Origin of the sequence: Mucilaginibacter sp. L196 (assembly GCF_009765905.1) — a bacterium.
In the GTDB taxonomy this organism is placed as follows: Bacteria; Bacteroidota; Bacteroidia; order Sphingobacteriales; family Sphingobacteriaceae; genus Mucilaginibacter.
The window spans coordinates 1-21,974 of sequence record NZ_LMUO01000011.1 but is presented as its reverse complement, the minus strand read 5'-3'; the positions used below and the strand labels follow the sequence as shown (position 1 = coordinate 21,974).

Annotated in this window: 15 protein-coding genes and 1 rRNA gene; 12 read left to right on the top strand and 4 right to left on the bottom strand. The window is 39.6% G+C overall.

The window, feature by feature from the left end:
• Window positions 1-14: 14 nt before the first annotated feature.
• The 6 genes from GSQ74_RS07575 (at window position 15) to GSQ74_RS07550 (ending at window position 9,159) form a co-directional block, all read left to right on the top strand.
• Complete coding sequence (locus tag GSQ74_RS07575; protein ID WP_158991835.1) at window positions 15-374, top strand: PadR family transcriptional regulator; 360 nt, start codon at window positions 15-17, stop codon at window positions 372-374.
• Between the two features lie 47 nt (window positions 375-421).
• Window positions 422-2,137, top strand: a complete 1,716-nt coding sequence (locus GSQ74_RS07570; protein WP_158991833.1) for a PspC domain-containing protein — start codon at window positions 422-424, stop codon at window positions 2,135-2,137.
• A 354-nt stretch (window positions 2,138-2,491) separates the two neighbouring features.
• Window positions 2,492-4,936, top strand: a complete 2,445-nt coding sequence (locus tag GSQ74_RS07565) for an outer membrane beta-barrel family protein (RefSeq protein ID WP_158991831.1) — start codon at window positions 2,492-2,494, stop codon at window positions 4,934-4,936.
• A gap of 110 nt (window positions 4,937-5,046) precedes the next feature.
• The gene (gene recQ / locus GSQ74_RS07560; RefSeq protein ID WP_158991829.1) at window positions 5,047-7,200 is read left to right on the top strand and encodes a DNA helicase RecQ; all 2,154 of its coding nucleotides are present in this window, start codon (window positions 5,047-5,049) and stop codon (window positions 7,198-7,200) included.
• Window positions 7,201-7,379: 179 nt separating this feature from the next.
• Window positions 7,380-8,702, top strand: a complete 1,323-nt coding sequence (gene murF, locus GSQ74_RS07555; protein ID WP_158991827.1) for a UDP-N-acetylmuramoyl-tripeptide--D-alanyl-D-alanine ligase — start codon at window positions 7,380-7,382, stop codon at window positions 8,700-8,702.
• Window positions 8,703-8,829: 127 nt separating this feature from the next.
• Window positions 8,830-9,159 (top strand): YnfA family protein, encoded by a 330-nt coding sequence (locus tag GSQ74_RS07550; RefSeq protein ID WP_158991825.1) that lies wholly within the window; start codon window positions 8,830-8,832, stop codon window positions 9,157-9,159.
• A 3-nt stretch (window positions 9,160-9,162) separates the two neighbouring features.
• Here GSQ74_RS07550 and GSQ74_RS07545 read toward each other — a convergent pair whose 3' ends face one another.
• Together GSQ74_RS07545 and dtd are read right to left on the bottom strand one after the other, a co-directional pair.
• Window positions 9,163-9,489, bottom strand: a complete 327-nt coding sequence (locus GSQ74_RS07545) for a nucleotide pyrophosphohydrolase (RefSeq protein WP_158991823.1) — start codon at window positions 9,487-9,489, stop codon at window positions 9,163-9,165.
• Window positions 9,490-9,788: 299 nt separating this feature from the next.
• The gene (gene dtd / locus GSQ74_RS07540; RefSeq protein WP_158991821.1) at window positions 9,789-10,241 is read right to left on the bottom strand and encodes a D-aminoacyl-tRNA deacylase; all 453 of its coding nucleotides are present in this window, start codon (window positions 10,239-10,241) and stop codon (window positions 9,789-9,791) included.
• Window positions 10,242-10,354: 113 nt separating this feature from the next.
• Between dtd and GSQ74_RS07535 the strand changes: the two genes are divergently transcribed.
• Entirely contained in the window at window positions 10,355-11,590 is a 1,236-nt protein-coding gene (locus GSQ74_RS07535; protein WP_158991819.1) for a cystathionine gamma-synthase family protein, read from the top strand.
• A gap of 728 nt (window positions 11,591-12,318) precedes the next feature.
• Here GSQ74_RS07535 and rsgA read toward each other — a convergent pair.
• A complete protein-coding gene (rsgA, locus tag GSQ74_RS07530) occupies window positions 12,319-13,239 on the bottom strand; it encodes a ribosome small subunit-dependent GTPase A (protein ID WP_158991817.1) in 921 nt (306 codons plus the stop codon).
• A gap of 262 nt (window positions 13,240-13,501) precedes the next feature.
• Here rsgA and thrA point away from each other — a divergent pair, with 262 nt between their 5' ends.
• The 5 genes from thrA (at window position 13,502) to GSQ74_RS07505 (ending at window position 21,417) form a co-directional block, all read left to right on the top strand.
• Window positions 13,502-15,949, top strand: a complete 2,448-nt coding sequence (thrA, locus tag GSQ74_RS07525) for a bifunctional aspartate kinase/homoserine dehydrogenase I (protein ID WP_158992721.1) — start codon at window positions 13,502-13,504, stop codon at window positions 15,947-15,949.
• A gap of 40 nt (window positions 15,950-15,989) precedes the next feature.
• On the top strand, window positions 15,990-16,979 hold the full coding sequence (locus GSQ74_RS07520) for a homoserine kinase (RefSeq protein WP_158991815.1): 990 nt from the start codon (window positions 15,990-15,992) through the stop codon (window positions 16,977-16,979).
• A 116-nt stretch (window positions 16,980-17,095) separates the two neighbouring features.
• Window positions 17,096-18,406, top strand: a complete 1,311-nt coding sequence (gene thrC / locus GSQ74_RS07515; RefSeq protein ID WP_158991813.1) for a threonine synthase — start codon at window positions 17,096-17,098, stop codon at window positions 18,404-18,406.
• Window positions 18,407-18,664: 258 nt separating this feature from the next.
• Complete coding sequence (locus tag GSQ74_RS07510; RefSeq protein WP_158991811.1) at window positions 18,665-20,476, top strand: class I SAM-dependent DNA methyltransferase; 1,812 nt, start codon at window positions 18,665-18,667, stop codon at window positions 20,474-20,476.
• Window positions 20,477-20,544: 68 nt separating this feature from the next.
• The gene (locus GSQ74_RS07505) at window positions 20,545-21,417 is read left to right on the top strand and encodes a restriction endonuclease subunit S (RefSeq protein WP_158991809.1); all 873 of its coding nucleotides are present in this window, start codon (window positions 20,545-20,547) and stop codon (window positions 21,415-21,417) included.
• Window positions 21,418-21,886: 469 nt separating this feature from the next.
• Here GSQ74_RS07505 and rrf read toward each other — a convergent pair.
• Window positions 21,887-21,974, bottom strand: a 5S ribosomal RNA gene (gene rrf / locus GSQ74_RS07500); the annotation flags it as partial.

Sequence of the window (21,974 nt, the reverse complement as noted above, 5' to 3'; positions counted from 1 at the left end):
TATATCTTTGTTTTATGATTGTTGAAAACACACAAACCCAAATGCGGAAAGGCATACTTGAATATTGCATCCTTTCCATCATAGCTAAGGGCGAAACATATGCCTCAGACATAATTGCCGAGCTAAAAAAAGCCCAACTACTTGTAGTTGAGGGCACTCTGTACCCTTTACTCACCCGCTTAAAAAACAATGGCCTGCTTACTTATAACTGGGTAGAGTCCACATCGGGCCCTCCGCGTAAGTATTATGTACTGGCTGATGAAGGCCGTGTAGTACTTGAGCAACTGGATAAAACCTGGAAAGAACTTGAGTTTGCTGTTCATATAGCAATAGGCGATAGGATACCGCCAGCAACTGAACAACCCACAACTTAATAAGCATCAAGCATTAAAAATATACTAAACCGCTTAAATTAAATATCATGAACAAAACTATTATCATAAATATAAACGGCATTGTCTTTCATATTGAGGAAGATGCCTACGAAATATTGAAGAATTACATGACGGATGTAAAACGTCATTTCTCTAACTCGGCAGATAGCCTTGAAATAACCACAGATATTGAAAACCGCGTAGCCGAAATGTTTAACGAGCTGTTAGCTAATGAAAACAAACAGGTTATTGTTGAACAGGACGTACATACCGTTATTGAGCAAATGGGCCGGGTAGAAGATTTTGAAAACCTGGATGATGAGACGGCAGCTGCAAATACGCAATACACTTATGACACCGGTACACGTAGATTATTCAGAGACCCGGATGATCATTTGGTTAGCGGCGTATGCGCCGGTATAGCCAATTATTTCGACATACAACCGCTTTGGATAAGACTGGCATTCGCGCTATCGTTTTTCTTTGCCGGATCAGGTTTACTATTATATATAATACTATGGATAGTAATACCCCAGGCAACTACACGTGCTGACCGTATGGCAATGAAAGGTCAGAAGCTAAACCTACAAGGGTTTAAAGATAATTTGGAAGAAGAATTAAGTTCGGTACGTAACCATTTAAACAATCTGCACCAGGAAGCCCGCCCAACAATATATAAGATGCGCGATTTTATTGGCGATCTGCTTTTGCACATTCATTTATTTTTTATGGGTGCCGGAAAGATAATTATAAAGATTATTGGCTTCGCGGTATTACTGGTATTTTTCGGCTTTGCCATTGCATTAATTGCTATGCTGGTAGCTATAATAGGGTTTCACTCCGGGCCACAGGGATTATTCCCATTCAGCATTATAGCAAACGAACATGCCGACAGGATATACTTTGTTGCATTTGTAGCAGCTTTTATACCGGTAGTTACTATTATAATAGTAATTATTACAGCGCTGTTTAATACAAAGGCCATAAACAGATCTATTGCTGCTACATTATTAGTAGTATGGCTATGCTCATTAGGATTATTGATTGGCTTTGCAGTGAATGTGGCAAGCCATTTCAGGTCATCAGGCAAAATAAGTCAGGTAACAAACCTGAAGGCTACCCCGGATAACGTTTACTATCTAAAGTTAAATGATGTTAAATATTTAACCCATGATGATAGTTTACGCCTGAACATTAAAGGTAATTTTAATGGGATGATTATAAAAAATGATGATAACGAGTATGACGAACCCCGGAATGTAAATATTAACATTCAAAGAAGCGATGTAAGCCACCCGGTATTAATAGAAACCTTTATTGCTCAGGGCAGCGATGATGCCGATGCATTATTAAATGCACGCAATACCACCTATCTGTTTTTACAACAAGATTCTGTAATCAAATTTGATGATAAACTGAGAAGAGTTGAAAACGCGGCATGGCATGATGAGCATTTAGATATTACCTTGCAAATCCCCTTAAACGCGAAAGTTATTATCGACCAAGACCTAAATAACAATATAAACCTGGATGGTATTAGTGTGAACGACTGTAAAAACATCAACAAACAAGACAATGCCACCTCGGCAACCTTTATAATGATGGATAATGGCCTGCAATGCAAAATTGATACAGTGGTAACCATTAAAACAAAAGCCCAAATTGATTCGGCACGCCGAATGGAGAATGCAAAAACTATTGCACAGTTACAAGCCCAGGTTGACTCTGCCCGTACTGCTGACAGCGTGCAAAAAAAGAAATAATGAAAAACAGATTAGCCCATATAAGCCCATTAATAATTGGGCTTATATGTTTATTAATTGCTGATACTATATATGTTAAAAGCATCAAAGCAGAACAGTCGTTTAAAACGGCAGCTCGATGTACTCAGAATGCAGCCAATCGGTCTTTTTTTGCCTATGTAGTAGAAAATTCATTAGGTTATTAAAATTTTTACAAAGGAACTGTAACCTTATTCCATTTTCTGCATCCTATATATAGGAACAACAACATACTATAATAATTACTGGGTAAATACCTGCTCCCTGATTTATTGGACAATCAAAAAAAGATGATAAAAAATCTCATGGGAATGGTATTGCCAAATTTTACTTAAAATGAAAACACATCTACTTAAAATATTAACTATAATACTATGCGCCGGGTATTTAAATACGGCCTCCGCGCAAAGCACCAACCCTGGTAAAATAAAGGGTGTGCTAAATGACACGCAAAGCAAACCTGTAGATTACGCGTCAGTAAGTTTACTAAACGCAAAAGATTCAACTACTGTAATCGGCACATTAAGCACTGAAGCAGGTGAATACCACTTCGATAACATTAAAAATGGCACTTATATAGTTAAAGCTACTGTTGTTGGTTATGAAAACGCGTCAAGCCAACCCTTTACGGTAAGTGATTCTTCGAAAACTATACTGGTACCTGTTTTAAAAATGAAGACCAGCAACCGCAATTTGAATACTGTTGTTATTACCGCGACAAAACCAACCATTGAGCACCTTGCTGATAAGACAGTAATAAATGTTGCCGGTAGTGTATTGGCAACCGGCAATACAGCAATGGATATATTAGAACGGGCACCCGGCGTAACCGTTGACAAGGACGATAACATCAGCCTGAAGGGAAAACAAGGAGTAACTGTTATGATAAATGACAAGCTTACTTACCTTTCGGCCGCACAGTTGGCTACGCTTTTGCGCTCAACAGATGGTGGCACTATCCAATCTATCGAATTGATCACCAACCCATCAGCAAAATATGACGCGGCGGGAAACTCAGGCATCATCAACATCAAACTAAAAAAGAATAAAATGAGCGGTACCAATGGAACCGTTTCTGTGACCGGCGGTCTTGGCACTTACGCAAAAAGCAGCGAAGAGTTCAGCATTAACCACAAAGAAGGCAACCTTAATGTGTTTGGCAATTTTAGCCGGGGTGATATACCTAGCGCCAGGATAATAGACATTGACCGGGTAGTTACCGATGCAGGTCAGTCAACCTATTTTAAACAGTCCACATTTATGCCGCAGGTAAATCATTATAATAATTACAGCTTCGGTGCCGATTATGATTCATCGCCCAAAAACACATTTGGATTCGCGGTAAACGGCTATTTTAACCAGGATGATCAGGGCAATACCAATAACACCAAAATATCATCAACGCCAACCGGTGCCCCCGATTCAACTCAGAAAACACTTTCACAAATAAATCAATCTTATAGAAACTACACAATTGATTTAAACGACACTTATAAAATTGATACGCTGGGTCAGGAATTATCCTTTGATGTTGATTATTCAAAATTCAACAATAACAGCAACGCGAATTATGATACCTTTTTTTCAAACCCATTAAACCCAACAGAAATCCCGCTTTATTTGCGACAGATAACACCATCAACTATTAATATACGGGTTGCTAAAGTTGATTATACCAAAAATATGACCAAATCATTAAAACTGGAAGTTGGCGGAAAATACAGCGATGTCAAAACAGATAACGACCTGAATGCGACTACAAAAACAGATAGTGGATATGTGAATGACGCTGCACTAACCAATCGCTTTATTTACGATGAAAAAATAAGTGCCGGTTATGTAAACTTTACCAAAACCTACAAAAACACTTCGGTAGAAGTTGGCTTAAGGGGAGAATACACACAATCAAAAGGTGACCTGGTAACCCAGGATAGCATAAATCAGCGCAAATATTTCAACCTATTTCCAAGCGCTTTTTTACACCATACGTTTAATGATAAGAACGAAGTTAACTTATCATACAGCCGCCGTATCGATAGGCCTGATTATTCGGACCTGAACCCATTTGTTTATTATCTCGATCAATATACTTATTCACAAGGCAATCCTTTTTTAAGGCCACAATACACCAATAACTTTGAGCTGAACTATACCTATAATAAAAGCTATAATTTAAGCCTAAGCTACAGCCACACAATGGATGCGATACAACAGATCATCCTTACCAAGGACGCAACAAAGGCATCTTACCAAACAAACCTCAATATAAGTTCGCAGGATGCTTACAATGCCAGCATAAGTATACCTGTAACCGTAACCAAATGGTGGTCGATTAATTTTGATGCGACGGCCTTTTACTTAAAATTTAAATCAGACACCCTAGCAGGCGGTACACTTAACCGTGGCAAACTAGCCTATGTAGTTAAAGCTAACCAAACATTTACATTTGCAGGCTTTAAAGCCGAGTTATTTGCTAACTACCAATCCCCGTTAACTTATGGTCTTTATGATATATATGCACGTTATAATGTAGATGCCGGCATCAGTCATTCATTTGATAATAAAAAACTGAACATCAAATTTTCAGTAAGCGATATATTCAATACACAACGCAACAACCTGGATATAAATTACCAAAGCGACAATTTGCAGATAAGGCAGAAAAATGAAAGCCGCATAGCACGCTTATCGCTTACTTATAACTTCGGCAACAGTTCAATCAAAAAACGCGAACACCAAAACGCAATGGGTGAAGAAGGATCAAGAGCAGGCGGACAGTAAGTCTGAACCCTGATTCTTAGGATCTAGGGATTAGCTTGATGAATTAAAATCATGATAATCTTTTAAATTCTACGAATCATGGTTCAGATAATTTTCGCATTTTTGTAAGGATGACACCTATACAGGCCCTGCAAAAATATTTTGGTTACAGCGAGTTCAGGCACCAGCAGGCGGCCATTATTCAGCATGTATTAGATAATAAGGACGTATTGGCATTGATGCCTACCGGTGGAGGTAAATCATTATGTTATCAATTGCCGGCGGTGTTGCTGGATGGGTTGACCATTGTTATCTCCCCATTAATCGCTTTGATGAAGGATCAGGTTGATGCTTTGAATGTGAATGGCATCCCTGCGGCTTTCCTAAACTCGGCACAAAACCCCGACGAACAATCCCGGCTAATGGGCAGGCTTAAAAACAATGAGATCAAACTGCTTTATCTTGCGCCTGAGCGTTTGTTCGGATCAGAAAACAAGCTGGTTGAGTTCTTAAAATCGCTGCCGGTAGCGCTTATCGCTATTGATGAGGCGCATTGTATCTCGCATTGGGGCCATGATTTCAGACCGGAATATTTGATGCTTGCTGGATTAAAGGATTATTTCCCCAACATCCCGGTGATTGCTTTAACTGCAACTGCTGATAAACTCACACAAAAGGACATCCTTGAGAAATTAAATCTTAAGAATCCCGCCATATTCATATCCTCCTTTAACCGGGAAAATATCACCTATACCGTTTCGCCAAAAAGAGATAGCTTTAATCAGCTACTCGATTTTTTAGAAGAACGAAAAGATGAATCAGGCATTATATACTGCTTGTCGCGCAAATCAACCGAATCATTAGCCGCTAACTTAAAGGAAGAAGGATTTTCTGCCGAGGCCTATCATGCAGGTTTGGATAATATTACCAAGGCACGTAATCAGGAAGCTTTTTTGCGGGATGATGTAAAGATCATCGTAGCGACTATCGCATTTGGCATGGGTATCAATAAATCCAACGTACGATATGTAGTTCACATGGATATGCCCAAGAACATCGAAGGCTACTACCAGGAAACAGGCCGCGCCGGGCGTGATGGTTTAGCATCGGATGCGATATTGTTTTATTCGCCGGGCGATGCTATGAAGCTGAAAGGCTTCGCCATGGTAGATGACAACCCCGAGCAAAGCAAGATCATGCTGAAAAAGCTGGACGATATGGTTAGGTATTGCCAATTGCAAACCTGCAGGCGCCAGTTTCTTTTAAAATATTTTGATGAGGAATCGCCCGAAACCTGCGGAAGCTGCGATGTATGCTTAACCGAGTTTAAACGTTTTGATGGTACACTGATCGCCCAAAAAGCGCTTTCGGCAGTTTATCGGCTAAAAGAAAGGTTCGGCAGCACTTATGTAATTGATTTTCTGCGTGGATCAAAAAGTGAAAAGATCCGCGAAGAACATAAACAACTTAAAACCTACGGCGTAGGCGCTGATATTAGCAAACCTGATTGGCAACGCTACCTGCGTGAATTAACCACCATGGGTTATTTGCAGGTTGATGGCGGCGAATATCCGGTACTTAAATTAACCACACAAAGCGAGGCTGTTTTAAAGGGCAGCCAGACAGTTGAGTTTATAGAATCAGAAATTGTTGAGGAGAAACACTCTTTTGCTAACTTACCATTTGAAACTGAGCTATTAAATGAGTTAAAATCTGTTCGCAGAGATATTGCTATTAATGAAAATGTACCGGCTTATGTAATACAATCCGACGCTACATTAATGGAGATAGCCACTTATCTCCCACAAAGTTTGGATGAGCTACGAATGATCTCCGGGTTTGGCGATATTAAGCTGGCTAGATACGGCCGGGAATTTTTAGCCCCGGTTAAAAGCTTCTGCGAGCGAAAGGGGTTGAACTCTAAAATCGCCCAAAAGAAACAAAAACGCGAGCGCAAAGCTAAACCGCGAGGCGAAAAGGGTAACGATAGCCGTAAAGAGAGTCTGGAGCTTTATCGCTCGGGTAAAACGATTGCCGAAGTTGCAGCCCTGCGCGATCTTTCGCCGATTACCATTGAGGGCCATTTAACATACTTTATACAAACTGGCGAAATTGATGTATCAAACTTTGTGAGCCGCGAAAAGTTAATAAAAATACAAGATGCGGTTGAGGGCTATGGCGATGAAAAACTATCGCCACTGAAAGAAATATTAGGCGATAACTACAGTTATACCGAAATAAAAGCAACCATCAGCTGGATGAAGGGGCAGATGGAGGCTTCTTAAATGTCATTGCGAAGAGGAACGACAAGAAGTTGATTAAGACTTACGAAGTTTTAAAAACTTCGTAAGTCTGACAGCGTTCAAACAAAACTGTCATGCTGAGGAACGAAGCATCTGTACGGGTGTAAACTACTTTACAGATTCTTCGCTACGCTCAGAATGACAAGGAGAAAATTATACACATGACTACCAAAGACATATATCAGTTATTCACACAACACCCGGTTATCAGCACCGATACCCGCAAAATTGCTGCGGATAGTTTATTTTTTGCTTTAAAGGGCGATAAATTTGATGCCAATACCTTTGCAGAGCAAGCCATAGCAGCAGGTGCTGCATATGCCATTATTGATAACCAAACCTATCAACTTGGCGATAAATACGTTTTGGTTGATGATGTTTTAACAGCTTTACAAGACCTGGCACGTTATCACCGCAAACAATTAAGCATCCCGGTTGTCGGGCTTACGGGCACCAACGGCAAAACCACCACCAAAGAATTAATAAACGCTGTACTCTCTCAAAAATTCAAAACATTGGCTACCCAGGGAAACCTGAATAACCATATTGGCGTACCACTTACTATTTTAAGCATCGACAGAACGCATGAAATCGCTGTTATTGAAATGGGTGCCAATCATCAAAAAGAAATTGAATTACTGAGTAGCATAGCCCAACCGTCACATGGTTTGATCACCAATATCGGCAAGGCTCATTTGGAGGGTTTTGGAGGAGTTGAGGGGATAAAAAAAGGCAAAGGCGAACTCTATGACTTTTTGAAAGCTGATGATGGTGTAGCTTTTGTAAATGGCGATGATGTGGTATTAATGGATATGCAAAAATCCCGTCCCTTAAGCAAGGTGGTTTTATATGGCACTTCTAATAAAGACAACACTGTAATCGGCAAATTGACTGAGAACTCTCCACTACTGGCGTTAGAGTGGACAAATAAACTATCCGGCAAAAGTTATCCGGTTAAAACACAGCTTACAGGTGCTTATAATCTGGATAATATTTTAGCGGCTATCTGCATCGGCGTTTATTTCGAACTGGAGACAGATGAAATTAATGCAGGCATTACCGGCTATCAGCCACAAAACAACCGCTCCCAAATAAAACAAACCGAAACTAATACTTTGATTTGCGACTACTACAATGCCAACCCAAGCAGCATGCAAGTAGCCATTGAAAACATTGGCAAATTACAAGCCAACAGGAAAGTATTGATTTTGGGTGATATGTTCGAGCTTGGAGATGAATCACCGGCTGAACATGCCGCGGTAATTAAAAAAGCATTAGATACCGATGTTGATGAGCGGATATTTATTGGGAAAGAGTTTGCTAAACAAAAATCACAAGTCAAGAGTCAAAGGTCAGGAATTAAGTTTTATAACACTGCGGAAGAGGCTATTGAAGTATTAAAAGCAGACCCGATTAAAAATTCAACTATATTAATCAAAGGATCGAGAGGTATGGCGTTAGAGCGGTTGGTGAATTTATTTTAACTATTATCTCCTATAACCCTTTGTCATTCTGAGCGGAGCGAAGAATCTATCCGTTATACATGGCGCAAATGCCTATCGACAGATTCTTCGCTCCGCTCAGAATGACAAGAAAAACTAAATATATCACATGGCTATACTCAAATCACTCTTCATCTTCATACTTGCCGGTTTATGCGAAATAGGCGGCGGCTATCTCATCTGGCAATGCCTTAAAGAGGATAAACCCTGGTGGTACGGCATTGCAGGTGGGGTGATATTAGCGCTTTATGGCATAGTAGCAACCTGGCAAACCAATAATTTCGGGCGTGTATATGCTACATATGGCGGTATATTCATTGTAATGGCACTCATCTGGGCATGGAAGGTAGACAATTTCAAACCCGATAAATATGACATTATTGGTGCAACAATAGCCTTAATCGGCGCTTGTATTATTATTTACACACCGCGTAAATAACTACTATTTCAGTTTCTCGTTGTTCTTGTGCCTGTCGGCATCGCGGATGCTTTTCTTTTGCATGTTCTTTTCCAGCGCATCAGTCAGGTCGATCCCGGTTTGGTTGGCCAGGCATATCAGTACAAAAAGCACATCGGCCATTTCATCGGCCAAATTCACTTCGGTATCAGATTTTTTGAAGGATTGCTCGCCATATTGCCTTGACATAATACGGGCTACTTCGCCCACCTCTTCCATCAGAATGGCGGTATTGGTTAGCTCGTTAAAATACCTGATGCCGGTTGTTTTTATCCAGTTATCTACCAGTTGCTGTGCTTCTTTTATTTCCATATAAATACTAATGTCACGAATTGCCTTGAATATTTACTGTGTGTACCACTATTTAATACGAAACACTTGGTACATTTGGTACACCTTTAGCTCCAAAAACGCACTAAAAAGCATCAAAAAAGCGGTTTTTACAATCGATTTTGAGGTAAAAAACGTTATTTTTAAGTGAAAAAATGACCTAAAATGCTCAATTTTCACTTGTTTTTGACTCATTTTCACCCAAAAAGGCATGTTTTTTAGCTCGATTTTGCCTGTTTTTATATCGATAAAGTGCATAAACTGTTTCACTATTGAAACAGCTACTCCTTATTTTTAGTGTCGATCAATATCGTAACCGGGCCATCATTCACCAAACTAATTTTCATATCCGCGCCGAATATGCCGGTTGCTATCTTTTTGCCGGTTAAGGTTGTAAGCGTTTTTATCATTTGCTCGTACATAGGTATAGCTTTGTCCGGCCTTGCCGCTTTGATGAATGATGGTCGATTGCCTTTTTTAGTTTGCGCAAAAAGTGTGAATTGCGAGATCAGTAAGATATTACCATCAATATCTGCCAAAGCCTTATTCATTAAGCCATTTTCATCGCCAAAAACACGCAGACCTACTATTTTCTGGGCGAGCCATTGCAGATCTTCGTCCGTATCTGCATCTTCAATCCCCAATAAAACCAAAAAACCTTCATCTATTTTCCCTGTTGATTCTCCTTCAACTGTGCAACTTGCCTCTGTAACCCGTTGTATTACTGCCCGCATAAAATTATATGTGAAATGTAGAATTTACAGGCAATGTATCAAATCTTTTAATTTATCGCCTAAAAACTCATAAGTTCGCAATTTCAATAGTTTATTACATATATTAAGATATAATGACTGCTAAAAGAGGTTTCACCACTACATTACTGCACTCCGATCGTTTAAGCAAACCCGAGCATGGCGCTTTACACAAGCCCATTCATACCTCGGTTACTTTTGGTTATGATAATGTACAGGATTTGGTGGATGTTTTCCAGAATAAAACAAAGGGTTACGCTTACTCAAGACAGGGAAACCCTACCGTTACCGCTTTAGAACATAAAGTTACCCAAATGGAAAAAGGCATGGCTACCATTGCTTTTTCAACCGGGATGGCAGCCATTGCAGCTACTATTACAGCATTAATCCGCAAAACAGATCATATTGTTGCCAGCTCATACCTGTTTGGTAACTCACGCAGTATATTTTCTACTTTTATGGAGATGGGATTGGATTTCACTTTTGTTGACCCTACTTCTGTTGATAATGTTCGCGCAGCGTTAAAAGAAAACACCCGCATGGTTTTTCTGGAAACCATTGCTAACCCCGCAACACAAGTTGCTGATTTGGTAAACATTGGCAATTTATGCGAAGAAAAAGGCATTTTATATGTAGTTGATAACACCATGACTACCCCTTATCTATTCAACCCTGTTGATGTAAAGGCTACTCATGTTATAAACTCCTTAACCAAATACATTGGCGGCCATGGCGATGCGTTGGGTGGCAGTGTTACCGATACCGGCAGATACAGCTTCGAGAATTATCCAAACATTTACGATGTGTACAAAAAAGGCGCCCCAAAATCATGGGGCATAGCCCAGATCAGGAAAAAAGGATTGCGTGATGCAGGTGGCACTTTAGCACCGGAAGCAGCACACACTATTTCGGTTGGCACAGAAACTTTGGCTCTTCGTATGGATCGCCAAAGCAATAACGCCCAAACCCTTGCAGACTTTTTCGAGGCACATCCACTGATCAAGAAAGTGTTTTATCCGGGTATAAAATCTCATCCTCAACATGCTTTAGCTACTGAATTGTTTGACAAATACGGCAGCCTAATGAGTATTGAACTGGATGAAAGCGTGGATTGCTTTGCCTTTTTAAATAAATTGCAATTAGTAGTTAAATCAAGCAATCTGGGCGATACACGCACATTGGCTATTCCGGTTGCACAAACTATATTCAACGAATTAGGCCCTGAACGCCGTGCAGAAATGGGAATCTCTGATTTTATGATCCGTTTCTCGATAGGTATTGAGGATATTGAGGATTTGTTGGCTGATTTTACAGCAGCTCTGGGGAAATAACTATCCCCCTTGTCATTCTGAACGCAGTGAAGAATCTATCGATAAGCCCAACGATTGCAGATCAGCGGATAGATGCTTCGTCCCTCAGCATGACAAAGGTGAATGATATTGTAGATAAAGATAACCTTTCTACTTCTTGTCATTCTGAACGCAGTGAAGAATCTATCGATAGACCCAACGCTTGCAGATCAGCGGATAGATGCTTCGTCCCTCAGCATGACAAAGGTGAATGATATTGTAGATAAAAGATAACCTTTCTACTTCTTGTCATTCTGAACGCAGTGAAGAATCTATCGATAGACCCAACGATTGCAAATCAGCGGATAGATGCTTCGTCCCTCAGCATGACAATCTTATTTATAAACTCCTTTGTCATTCTGAACGCAGTGAAGAATCTATCGATAGGCCCAACGATTGCAGATCAGCGGATAGATGCTTCGTCCCTCAGCATGACAATCTTATTTATAAACTCCTTTGTCATTCTGAACGCAGTGAAGAATCTATCGATAGACCCAACGCTTGCAGATCAGCGGATAGATGCTTCGTCCCTCAGCATGACAATATTATTTATAAACTCCTTTGTCATTCTGAACGCAGTGAAGAATCTATCGATAGACCCAACGCTTGCAGATCAGCGGATAGATGCTTCGTCCCTCAGCATGACAATTTCTATTTTTAATCAGAATTCAATTTTCTTCTGTCTTGCTTCTTGGCTCTTGATTCTTGCCTTAAGCCCTCGTGTCGTTCCCATGATAGATACTCAAATAACTATCATAACGGGACAATTCAATTTCACCATTCTCCAAAGCTTCCAACACGGCGCAGCCCGGCTCATTAATATGACGGCAATTGCTGAAACGGCAATCATGCATACGCTGGCGCATTTCGGGGAAGAAATGACTGAGTTCCTGTTTTTCTATATCGATAACACCTAATTCGCGTATTCCGGGGGTATCAATTATAAACCCACCTTGTGGTAATTCAAATGCTTCGGCGAAGGTGGTGGTGTGCATGCCTTTTTCACTCCAATCGGATATTTGATGCGTCCGCAGATCCAGATCGGGCAGTAAACGGTTTATCAAACTTGATTTACCAACGCCGGAGTGACCGGAAAACAAGGTCACTTTATCTTTCAACAGTTCCTGAACAATTTCAATATTGGTACATTCCAAAGCTGATACTTCAAAGCAAGGATAGCCTATCTTTTCGTAAACATCTTTATAATAAGCTAAAACCTCCAAACCTTCATCGCTAAACAAATCGAGTTTATTAAAAATAAGTCTGGCGGGAATATCATAAGCCTCGGCAGTAACCAAAAAACGGTCAATAAAACCTAAGGAAGTTCTCGGCGAAGCTAAAGTAACTACCAGCAGAGCCTGATCGAGATTAGCGGCGATGATCTGCGCCTGCTTACTCAGGTTGATGGATTTGCGGATGATATAGTTTTTACGCTGATGCAGGTTGGTGATCACACCCGTTTCCTGCTCAGGCTCCATTTCAAAATCAACCACATCACCAACGGCAATAGGGTTGGTGGTAACAATACCTTTTGTACGAAACTTGCCTTTTATACGGCAATCAATTTTTTCGCCCTCATCGGTTTGTACCTGATACCAGCTCCCTGTTGATTTTGTAATTAATCCCTTCATTCTCGGCAGCAAAGGTAGGAAATTAGCGAGGGCCTGAAAAAATAAAACACAATACCCTTGCTATTTTAAAAATTAACTGCTTAATTTACGGCGTGTAACAAATACACCTTAAACAATGATATATAACGGCACCATTATTACAACAATTATTACCACCGGAGTAAAACACGGAGGAAGATAATCGTATGGTGTAAAAAACATAAATAACCAAATGAAAGCCTTCCTCCGAAAAGAGGAAGGCTTTTTTGTTTTAGATACAGATATGAAAATTTTAAAATTTGGCGGTACTTCCGTAGGATCTATACAAAGCATCCAAACCTTACTAAACATTTTAAAAAATGAACCGGCTGGTGCAAAACCCGTTGTTGTGCTTTCGGCCATGAGCGGGGTAACTAACCTACTGGTATCAATGGCAGAAGATGCCGCGATCGGAAAAGATTTCACCGCTGGATTGGCTGAGCTGGAACGCCGCCATTTTGATGTTGTAAAAAGCCTGTTGAATATTCAAAACCAAAACCCGGCATTCACTCGCCTCAAAATAAACTTTAACCAGTTAGAAGAATTATTGCAAGGGATTTTAGCTTTACGCGAACTCACCCCAAAAACACGTGATATGGTGCTAAGCTATGGCGAACGTTGTTCAACTTTGATGATCAGCAAAATAGCGGCGCAATATTTTCCTGAAGCTATTTTTGTGGATGCTTCTGAAATTATTAAAACCGACAGCGCTTTCGGGCAAGCAAAAGTAAACATGGAGCTAACCGAGCAACTTGTAAAAGGCTTTTATAATGAGAATAGCGGCAAAATGCTTTTTGTTACCGGATTTATAGCCAGCAACGATGCCGGACAGATCACTACTTTAGGTCGTGGTGGCAGCGATTATACTGCCGCGATATTAGGATCAGCATTAAATGCTGAAGAAATACAAATATGGACTGATGTTAACGGCATGATGACCGCAGATCCGCGTTTGGTTAAAAAAGCATTTTCCTTACCGGAGTTAACTTATACCGAGGCGATGGAATTATCCTACTTCGGTGCCAAAGTGATCTACCCGCCAACCATGATCCCGGCATTTTTAAAGAAGATCCCGATCGTTATTAAAAATACTTTTGAGCCGCAGTTTGAAGGAACGGTTATCCGCCATGATTGTAAAGCATCTAATCTGCCAATCAAAGGCATATCTACCATCAATAATATCAGCATACTAAATTTAGAAGGTAGTGGCATGGTAGGCAAATCAGGCTTTAGCGGTCGATTGTTTTCGTTGTTAGCCCGTGAGCAGATCAATATCATATTGATCACCCAATCTTCATCAGAGCACAGCATAACTTTCGCGGTACAGCCAGCCGATGCTGAAAGAGCAAAAGCGCTGATAGAACAGGAATTTGAGTTAGAATTATTAGCTAACAAACTTGAAAGCCCGGAAATAGAAGCCAACCTGGCCGTATTAGCCGTAGTAGGCGAAAACATGAAACAAACCCCGGGTGTATCCGGTAAATTATTCCACGCCTTGGGTCGTAACGGTGTAAATGTAAGGGCTATCGCGCAGGGATCATCTGAGTACAATATTTCTGTTATCATATCCTCACACGATCTGGCAAAAGCATTGAATGCGGTACATGATGCATTTTTTGTTCAGCTTACCAAAACATTGCATGCATTCTGTTTAGGTACCGGTAACATCGGCAAAACATTATTTAAACAATTAAACGGGCACAGCGACTTTTTACAGGAGCATAATGGCATACAGGTTAAAATCGCCGGTATCAGCAACACACGAAAAATGGTTTTTAATGCTGACGGCATATCTTTAGATACCTGGGAAGATGATCTGCAAGCATCGGATGAAAAAGCCGATCTGAAAGAGTTTATCCAACGCATGAAAAGCATGAACCTGCCGAACTGCGTATTTATTGATAACACAGCCAGCCCTAATCCGATTGCATTTTACGAGGAAGCTTTTAAATCAAATATATCCGTAGTTACCTGTAATAAAATAGGTAACTCGGCCGCTTACAGCCAATACCGCAATTTTCATGACACCGCGAGACGCCATGGGGTTGATTTCTTTTACGAAACTAATGTTGGTGCCGGATTACCGATCATCCGCACATTAAAAGATTTGATGAACAGCGGCGACCGTGTACAGCGTATTGAAGCTATACTTTCGGGCACAATATCCTTCATCTTTAATAATTTCAAGGGCGACGCCAATTTCCACGATGTGGTTAAAACGGCGCAGGAAAAAGGTTATACCGAACCTGACCCACGCGATGATTTAAGTGGTAAGGATTTTATGCGCAAGATATTAATACTGGCACGTGACGCAGGTTACGCGATGGAAGAAGCTGATGTAGAAATTGAGAACATGTTGCCGCAAGCCTGCCTTGACGCGCAATCTGTTGATGAATTTTATGCTGCGTTGAAAACCGAAGACGCGTTTTTCGCGAATCTTAAAAACACAGCTGAAGCCGAAGGCAAAGTTTTAAGATATATAGGTAAATTGGATAATGGAAAGGCATCTATCACCCTTCAAATGGTTGATGAGAACCACCCATTCTTTACACTATCAGGCAGTGATAATATCATTTCCTTTACTACTGATAGGTACAAAGAACGCCCGTTGGTAGTTAAAGGCCCCGGTGCAGGTGCAGAAGTAACCGCAGCAGGTGTATTTGCTGATTTAATAAACGTAGGAGCTAACTAGCCCCCTAACCCCCTAAAGGGGGAATAAGAGTTCAACAAAAATGGAAAATAAAGAACAAGAAATAAAAGCCCCTACTATAATTGCTCCCCCTTCAGGGGGCCGGGGGGTTCACGTTTTTGCACCGGCAACGGTTGCTAACGTAGTTTGTGGTTTTGATGTATTAGGTTTCGCGGTTAATGAACCCGGCGACGAGGTCATCATGCGCCTGACTAACAAACCCGGTATCACCATCAGTAAAATTACCGGTGATGATGGTCGCTTACCGCTTGATCCAGCTAAAAACACGGTAAGCGTGAGTGTGCAACATTACTTACAAAGTGTAGGCCGCACTGATGTTGGTTTAGATATCGAACTACATAAAAAAATGCCAATCGGTAGCGGATTAGGTTCAAGCTCGGCAAGCACGGTGGCTGGTTTGTATGCCATCAAGACCTTATTGGACGATGATGCTGACCCTGCTAAATTATTGCCTTTCGCCATGAAAGGGGAGGAGATGGCTTGTGGTCATGGCCACGCGGATAACGTTGCACCTGCTTTATTGGGTGGTTTTGTATTGATCCGCAGTTATGATCCTTTGGATGTAATTCGTTTGCCACATCCGGCAGGCTTGTATTGCGCCATCGTTTTCCCTGACGTTGATGTACCCACCCGCGAAGCCCGCCAGATCATCCGCCAAAAAATAAATATGAAGGATGCCGTTACCCAATGGGGTAACATCGCGGGCCTTGTAAGTGGCTTATTTATGCAGGATATTGATCTGATTGGCCGCAGTATGAAAGACATTTTAGTTGAACCTGTACGATCAATGCTTATCCCTGATTTTTATAAAATGCGTGAAATAGCCATGGGAATGGGTGCCATTAGTTTTGGCATATCAGGTTCAGGCCCATCAGTATTCGCCTTTACTAAGGATGAAGAGACAGCAAAGCTCATCACCCAAAAATTACAACAACATTTAACCAGCATCAAAATAGGTTCAAATATTTATGTGTCGACTATTAACGATGCAGGGCCTAAAGTATTAGGATAAACCACAACGTCATTGCGAGGTACGAAGCAATCTCTATGCTGTGCAGGTCCGCCCTGTAAAGTTTAAAGATTGCTTCGTACCTCGCAATGACGCTTCAAGAAAATAAAATAATAAAAATGGAATTATACAGTACCAACAATACAGCATCAAGAGTATCATTTAAAGACGCTGTTTTTAACAGCATGCCACAGGATAAAGGCCTTTATATGCCGGTAACTATCCCGCGCCTGGATGATAAATTCATCAATCATTTAGATGAATATACACTGCCTGAGATCGCGTTTCATGTGGCACAAAATCTTTTAGGCGATTCTATTCCGGCCGATGATTTGAAAGCTATTATTTATGATGCGATCAATTTTTATGCGCCGATAGTTCCGCTTGAGAAAGATGTGTATGTATTGGAATTATTCCATGGCCCGTCATTAGCATTTAAAGATTTTGGCGCCCGTTTCATGAGCCGCGTAATGAGCTACTTTTTGGAAGAAGGCGAGAAACAACTGGATGTACTGGTTGCTACCTCTGGCGATACTGGCGGCGCGGTTGCTTTAGGCTTCCTGGGCGTACCAAATACCCGGGTGACAATCTTATACCCTAAAGGAAAAGTAAGCGACATACAGGAGCTGCAATTAACCACCAACGGGCAAAACATCCGTGCATTAGAAATTAACGGAACGTTTGATGATTGCCAGGCCTTGGTTAAACAAGCATTCACAGATAAAGAATTGAATGAGAAATTCAGGCTTACATCTGCCAACTCCATTAACATTGCGAGATTGATTCCGCAGACCTTTTATTACTTTAACGCTTATGCCCAGCTATTAAGGCAGGGTAAAAATAAAGTGGTATTCTCGGTACCAAGCGGAAACTTTGGTAATATAGGGGCCGGTTTATTCGCATGGAAAATGGGCTTGCCTATTGAGCAGTTTATTGCCGCCACTAATGCCAATGATACCGTTCCTGCTTTTTTAAAGTCAGGTGTTTATCAGCCTAAACCTTCGGTAGCTACATTATCTAACGCAATGGATGTAGGCAACCCAAGCAATTGGGTGCGCATTGCTGATATGTTTAAGGACGATATGAACAAACTAAAAGGTATGATCACTGGCTTTAGCTATGATGATACAGAAACTTTGGCTGCGATCAAAGAAGTAGATAAAGATTACAACTATGTAGTTTGCCCACATACCGCAATAGCCTGGCAGGCATTAAAGGATTGGAAAAAGTTGCATCCTGATAGTGAGGCTTCAGGCGTATTTTTAGCTACTGCTCATCCTTGTAAATTCCCTGATGTATTCCCGGATAACATAGCCGAGAAAATTAATGTACCGCAGCAAGTGAAATCCCTTGAGAAAAAAGATAAACAATCGGTTATCTTGAGTAAAGAATTTGAAGAGTTTAAGGATTATTTGTTGAAGAATGGGTAATCCCGAAATAAGCTCCTGAGTATGTAAAGCCCGTATTGTATAATATGGGCTTTTTTATTTGGAAAACCAAAGCCGGTGCTTTCTATAGTCGGCAGTCCCGCTATTCGCTTATACTGCGCGAGGCCTTAGTCGCCGAGGCCGGTATCCGCTGCTATCGGGTTTAATTAAAACATCTCACTCCTATAAACAATCGTATTTTTCATATTATATTTACCAAATATCGAAACCGGGTATCTGTCATCGATATGATATAAAAGTATGGCTAACGAAAGAAAAACAGAAAATATTGTCAGAAAGCATTTTAGTGATTATGACTTAATAAATATCGAAGAACAAAAATCAGATAATCCTAAAATTCATAAACTACTTAAAAATGCCTCTAAAAAAGGTCTTAATCATGGCTATCCTGAATTCATTATAAGTTTTGAGGATAGGAGAGATTTTTTAATTGTAATTGAATGTAAGGGAGATCCCAAAAAACATGAAAGTATTACGAGAGATAAATATTCTGAGTATTCGGTAGACGGCGTATTGTTATATGGTTCATTTTTATCGAAAGAATTTGATGTGCTATGTATTGCAGTAAGTGGTGAAACCGCTAAAGAATTAAAAGTATCCCATTTTTTATATCTAAAAGATCAACAGGTAGCAATTCAAAAATTCGGAAACAAATTATTAAGTCCAAGTGATTACGTTTTAGGTTATCTACAATCACCTGAAAAGTTCAGGCAGGATTATTCGAGCTTACTTTCATTTTCTAAAGATCTAAATGAATATTTACATACAAAAAAAGTTAAGGAATCACAAAGAAGTTTACTTATTAGTGGAATTTTAATAGCTCTTGAAAATAAAGTATTCAAAATCTCATACAAACAACACTCTAAGCCTGAAGATTTAGCGATCGCATTAGTAAATACGATCGCTACTGAATTACAAAACGCAAATCTTCATAATAAAAAGTTAGCAAACCTTAAGCAAGCTTATGGGTTCATTAGCACACATACAGCTCTTTCTACTGAAGACAACGTGTTAGAGGACTTAATTAGTGATATTGATGATCATGTAAACAACTTTATTAAAACACATAGATATTTCGATGTATTAGGACAGTTTTATATCGAATTTTTACGCTACGCAAATAGTGATAAGGGCTTAGGAATTGTTCTGACACCACCGCACATTACTGAATTATTTTGTGACTTGGCGGGTGTCAATAAAGATAGCATCGTATTAGATAATTGCACAGGGACTGGTGGCTTTTTAATCAGTGCAATGAATAAAATGATAAAAGATAGTAATGAAGATACTGTTAAAATTAAATCAATAAAAGAAAAGCAACTTATTGGTATTGAATATCAAGATGACATTTTTGCATTAGCTTGCTCAAATATGTACATACATCAAGATGGTAAAACTAATATTATACATGGCAGCTGTTTTGATCCTGATATTATCTCACAAGTTAAACTGTCTAAACCAAATATTGGTCTTTTAAATCCACCTTATAAGAATAAAAAGAAAAAAAGTGATACAGAAGAATTACTTTTTATTTTGAATAATTTAGAAATGCTTCAGACTTCTGGTACTTGTGTAGCGATTATACCAATGGATAGAGCACTATCCACCAAGGGAGTATTATTAAATTTAAAAACCAAACTTTTAGAAAATCATACATTAGAAGCTGTTTTTTCAATGCCAGATGAACTGTTTATTAACTCAAAAGTTGGTGTAATTACCGTTGTAATGGTTCTTACGGCTCATAAACCACATCCCAAGAATAAAGAAACATACTTTGGTTATTGGAAAAATGATGGATTCATAAAAAGGAAAAATCGTGGCAGAATAGATTTTTTTAATTCTTGGTCAGCAATAAAAGAGAATTGGTTAAATTCTTATATTAATAGAAAAGAAATACCTGGATTAAGTGTAAAAAAAGTTGTTACTCCGTTGGATGAGTGGTGCGCAGAAGCTTATATGGAAACCGATTACAATAAAATTAGCCCGAAGGATTTTATAAATAGCGTAAAAAAGTTTGTCTTATTTAAAAAATTGAATGATATAGATGAATAAAGTCGCCTTAAATTCTATATTCCGTGTATCATACGGTAATAGTCTAAATCTTACATTATTGACTACTTGTGAAGAAGAAAATGAAAATAAAATATGTTTCACGCACAAGATTTAATAACGGAATCTCTGCAATTGTGAGTCCATATGATAGTGTTAAACCATTTGACGCAGGGTTAATTACCGTTGCAGGTAGCGGAAATTCAGTTTTAGAATCATTTATTCAGCCAAAACCGTTCTATACGGGGGATCATGTTTTCGTACTTACTCCGTTAAAAGCTATGTCTGAGATCGAAAAATTATTTTATTGCTATTGTATTAAAGAAAATCAGTATCGCTATAGCTTTGGACGTCAAGCCAACAAAACAATTAACAGTCTATTATTACCTTCTGAAGTACCTTCTGAGTTTAAAAATATTATTATAGAAAATGAAATTAGTCTGTCTAACGACAAGCTTGATCTTAACTCATTAGATTTAAATGTATCAGAATGGAAATACTTCCCATTGAAATATTTATTTATCGTAGAAAAGGGACACGAGGTTATTAATAAATGTACTTTAGGAAATACACCCCTTGTTAGTGCAACAGGCGTAAATAACGGAGTATCATCTTACGTTACTGGTAAAAAAATATTCAAAGGCAATACAATTACAGTTGCAATGAATGGTGCATCAACAGGCGAATCATTCTATCAAACACAAAATTTTTATGCTACATCAGATGTAAATATTTTGAAACCAAAATTTGAAATAAATAAATATATAGGATTATTTATATGTAGTGTATTAAGGCAAGAAAAATATCGATTCAATTACGGAAGAAAATGGTCTAAAGACAGAATGGAAAACGATAAAATAAAGTTACCTACAATTAAAGGTGAGCCAAACTATGCATTTATGGAAAAGTACATAAAAACATTAGATTTCTCTTCAGCTATATAGATCATAACTTTTACTGCAATCCTTGATTCCTTTGCTGGCGCACGCGTGCCGCGTGTGTTCATAACCAATTATTAATATAGCGCACAGTCCACAACAAAGGGACGAGCCAGCTGAAGCGGGGTGTTGTCCTATGTTATAAAATCTTGCAGAATCTGAAGGAGAAATGATAAGAAAAAGGTCTCATACTGAGGCTCTCGAAGGGTGACACCTTAAAACATTTCTGAAACAAAACTTGTCATGGCTAGGCACTCAAATCATAAGCGTAAAGGCCTTTGCCCAGAGCTTCGGGTGCTGCATGACACCCTCTTTAAATACTCCGAACACTTGTGGTGTTTTCACCGCACTCCCTACACAACTCTTATAACGCCCAAAGCCCCCATTGATTAAACGGGGGCTTATGTATTATTGGTTGTAAAGGCATATAAACAAGAAAACCTCTCGTCGATTAGACGAAAGGCTTCTTGATAAGATTTGGCACCGACCTACTCTCCCACATTTTACTGCAGTACCATCGGCTCTGGCGGGCTTAACTTCTCTGTTCGGAATGGGAAGAGGTG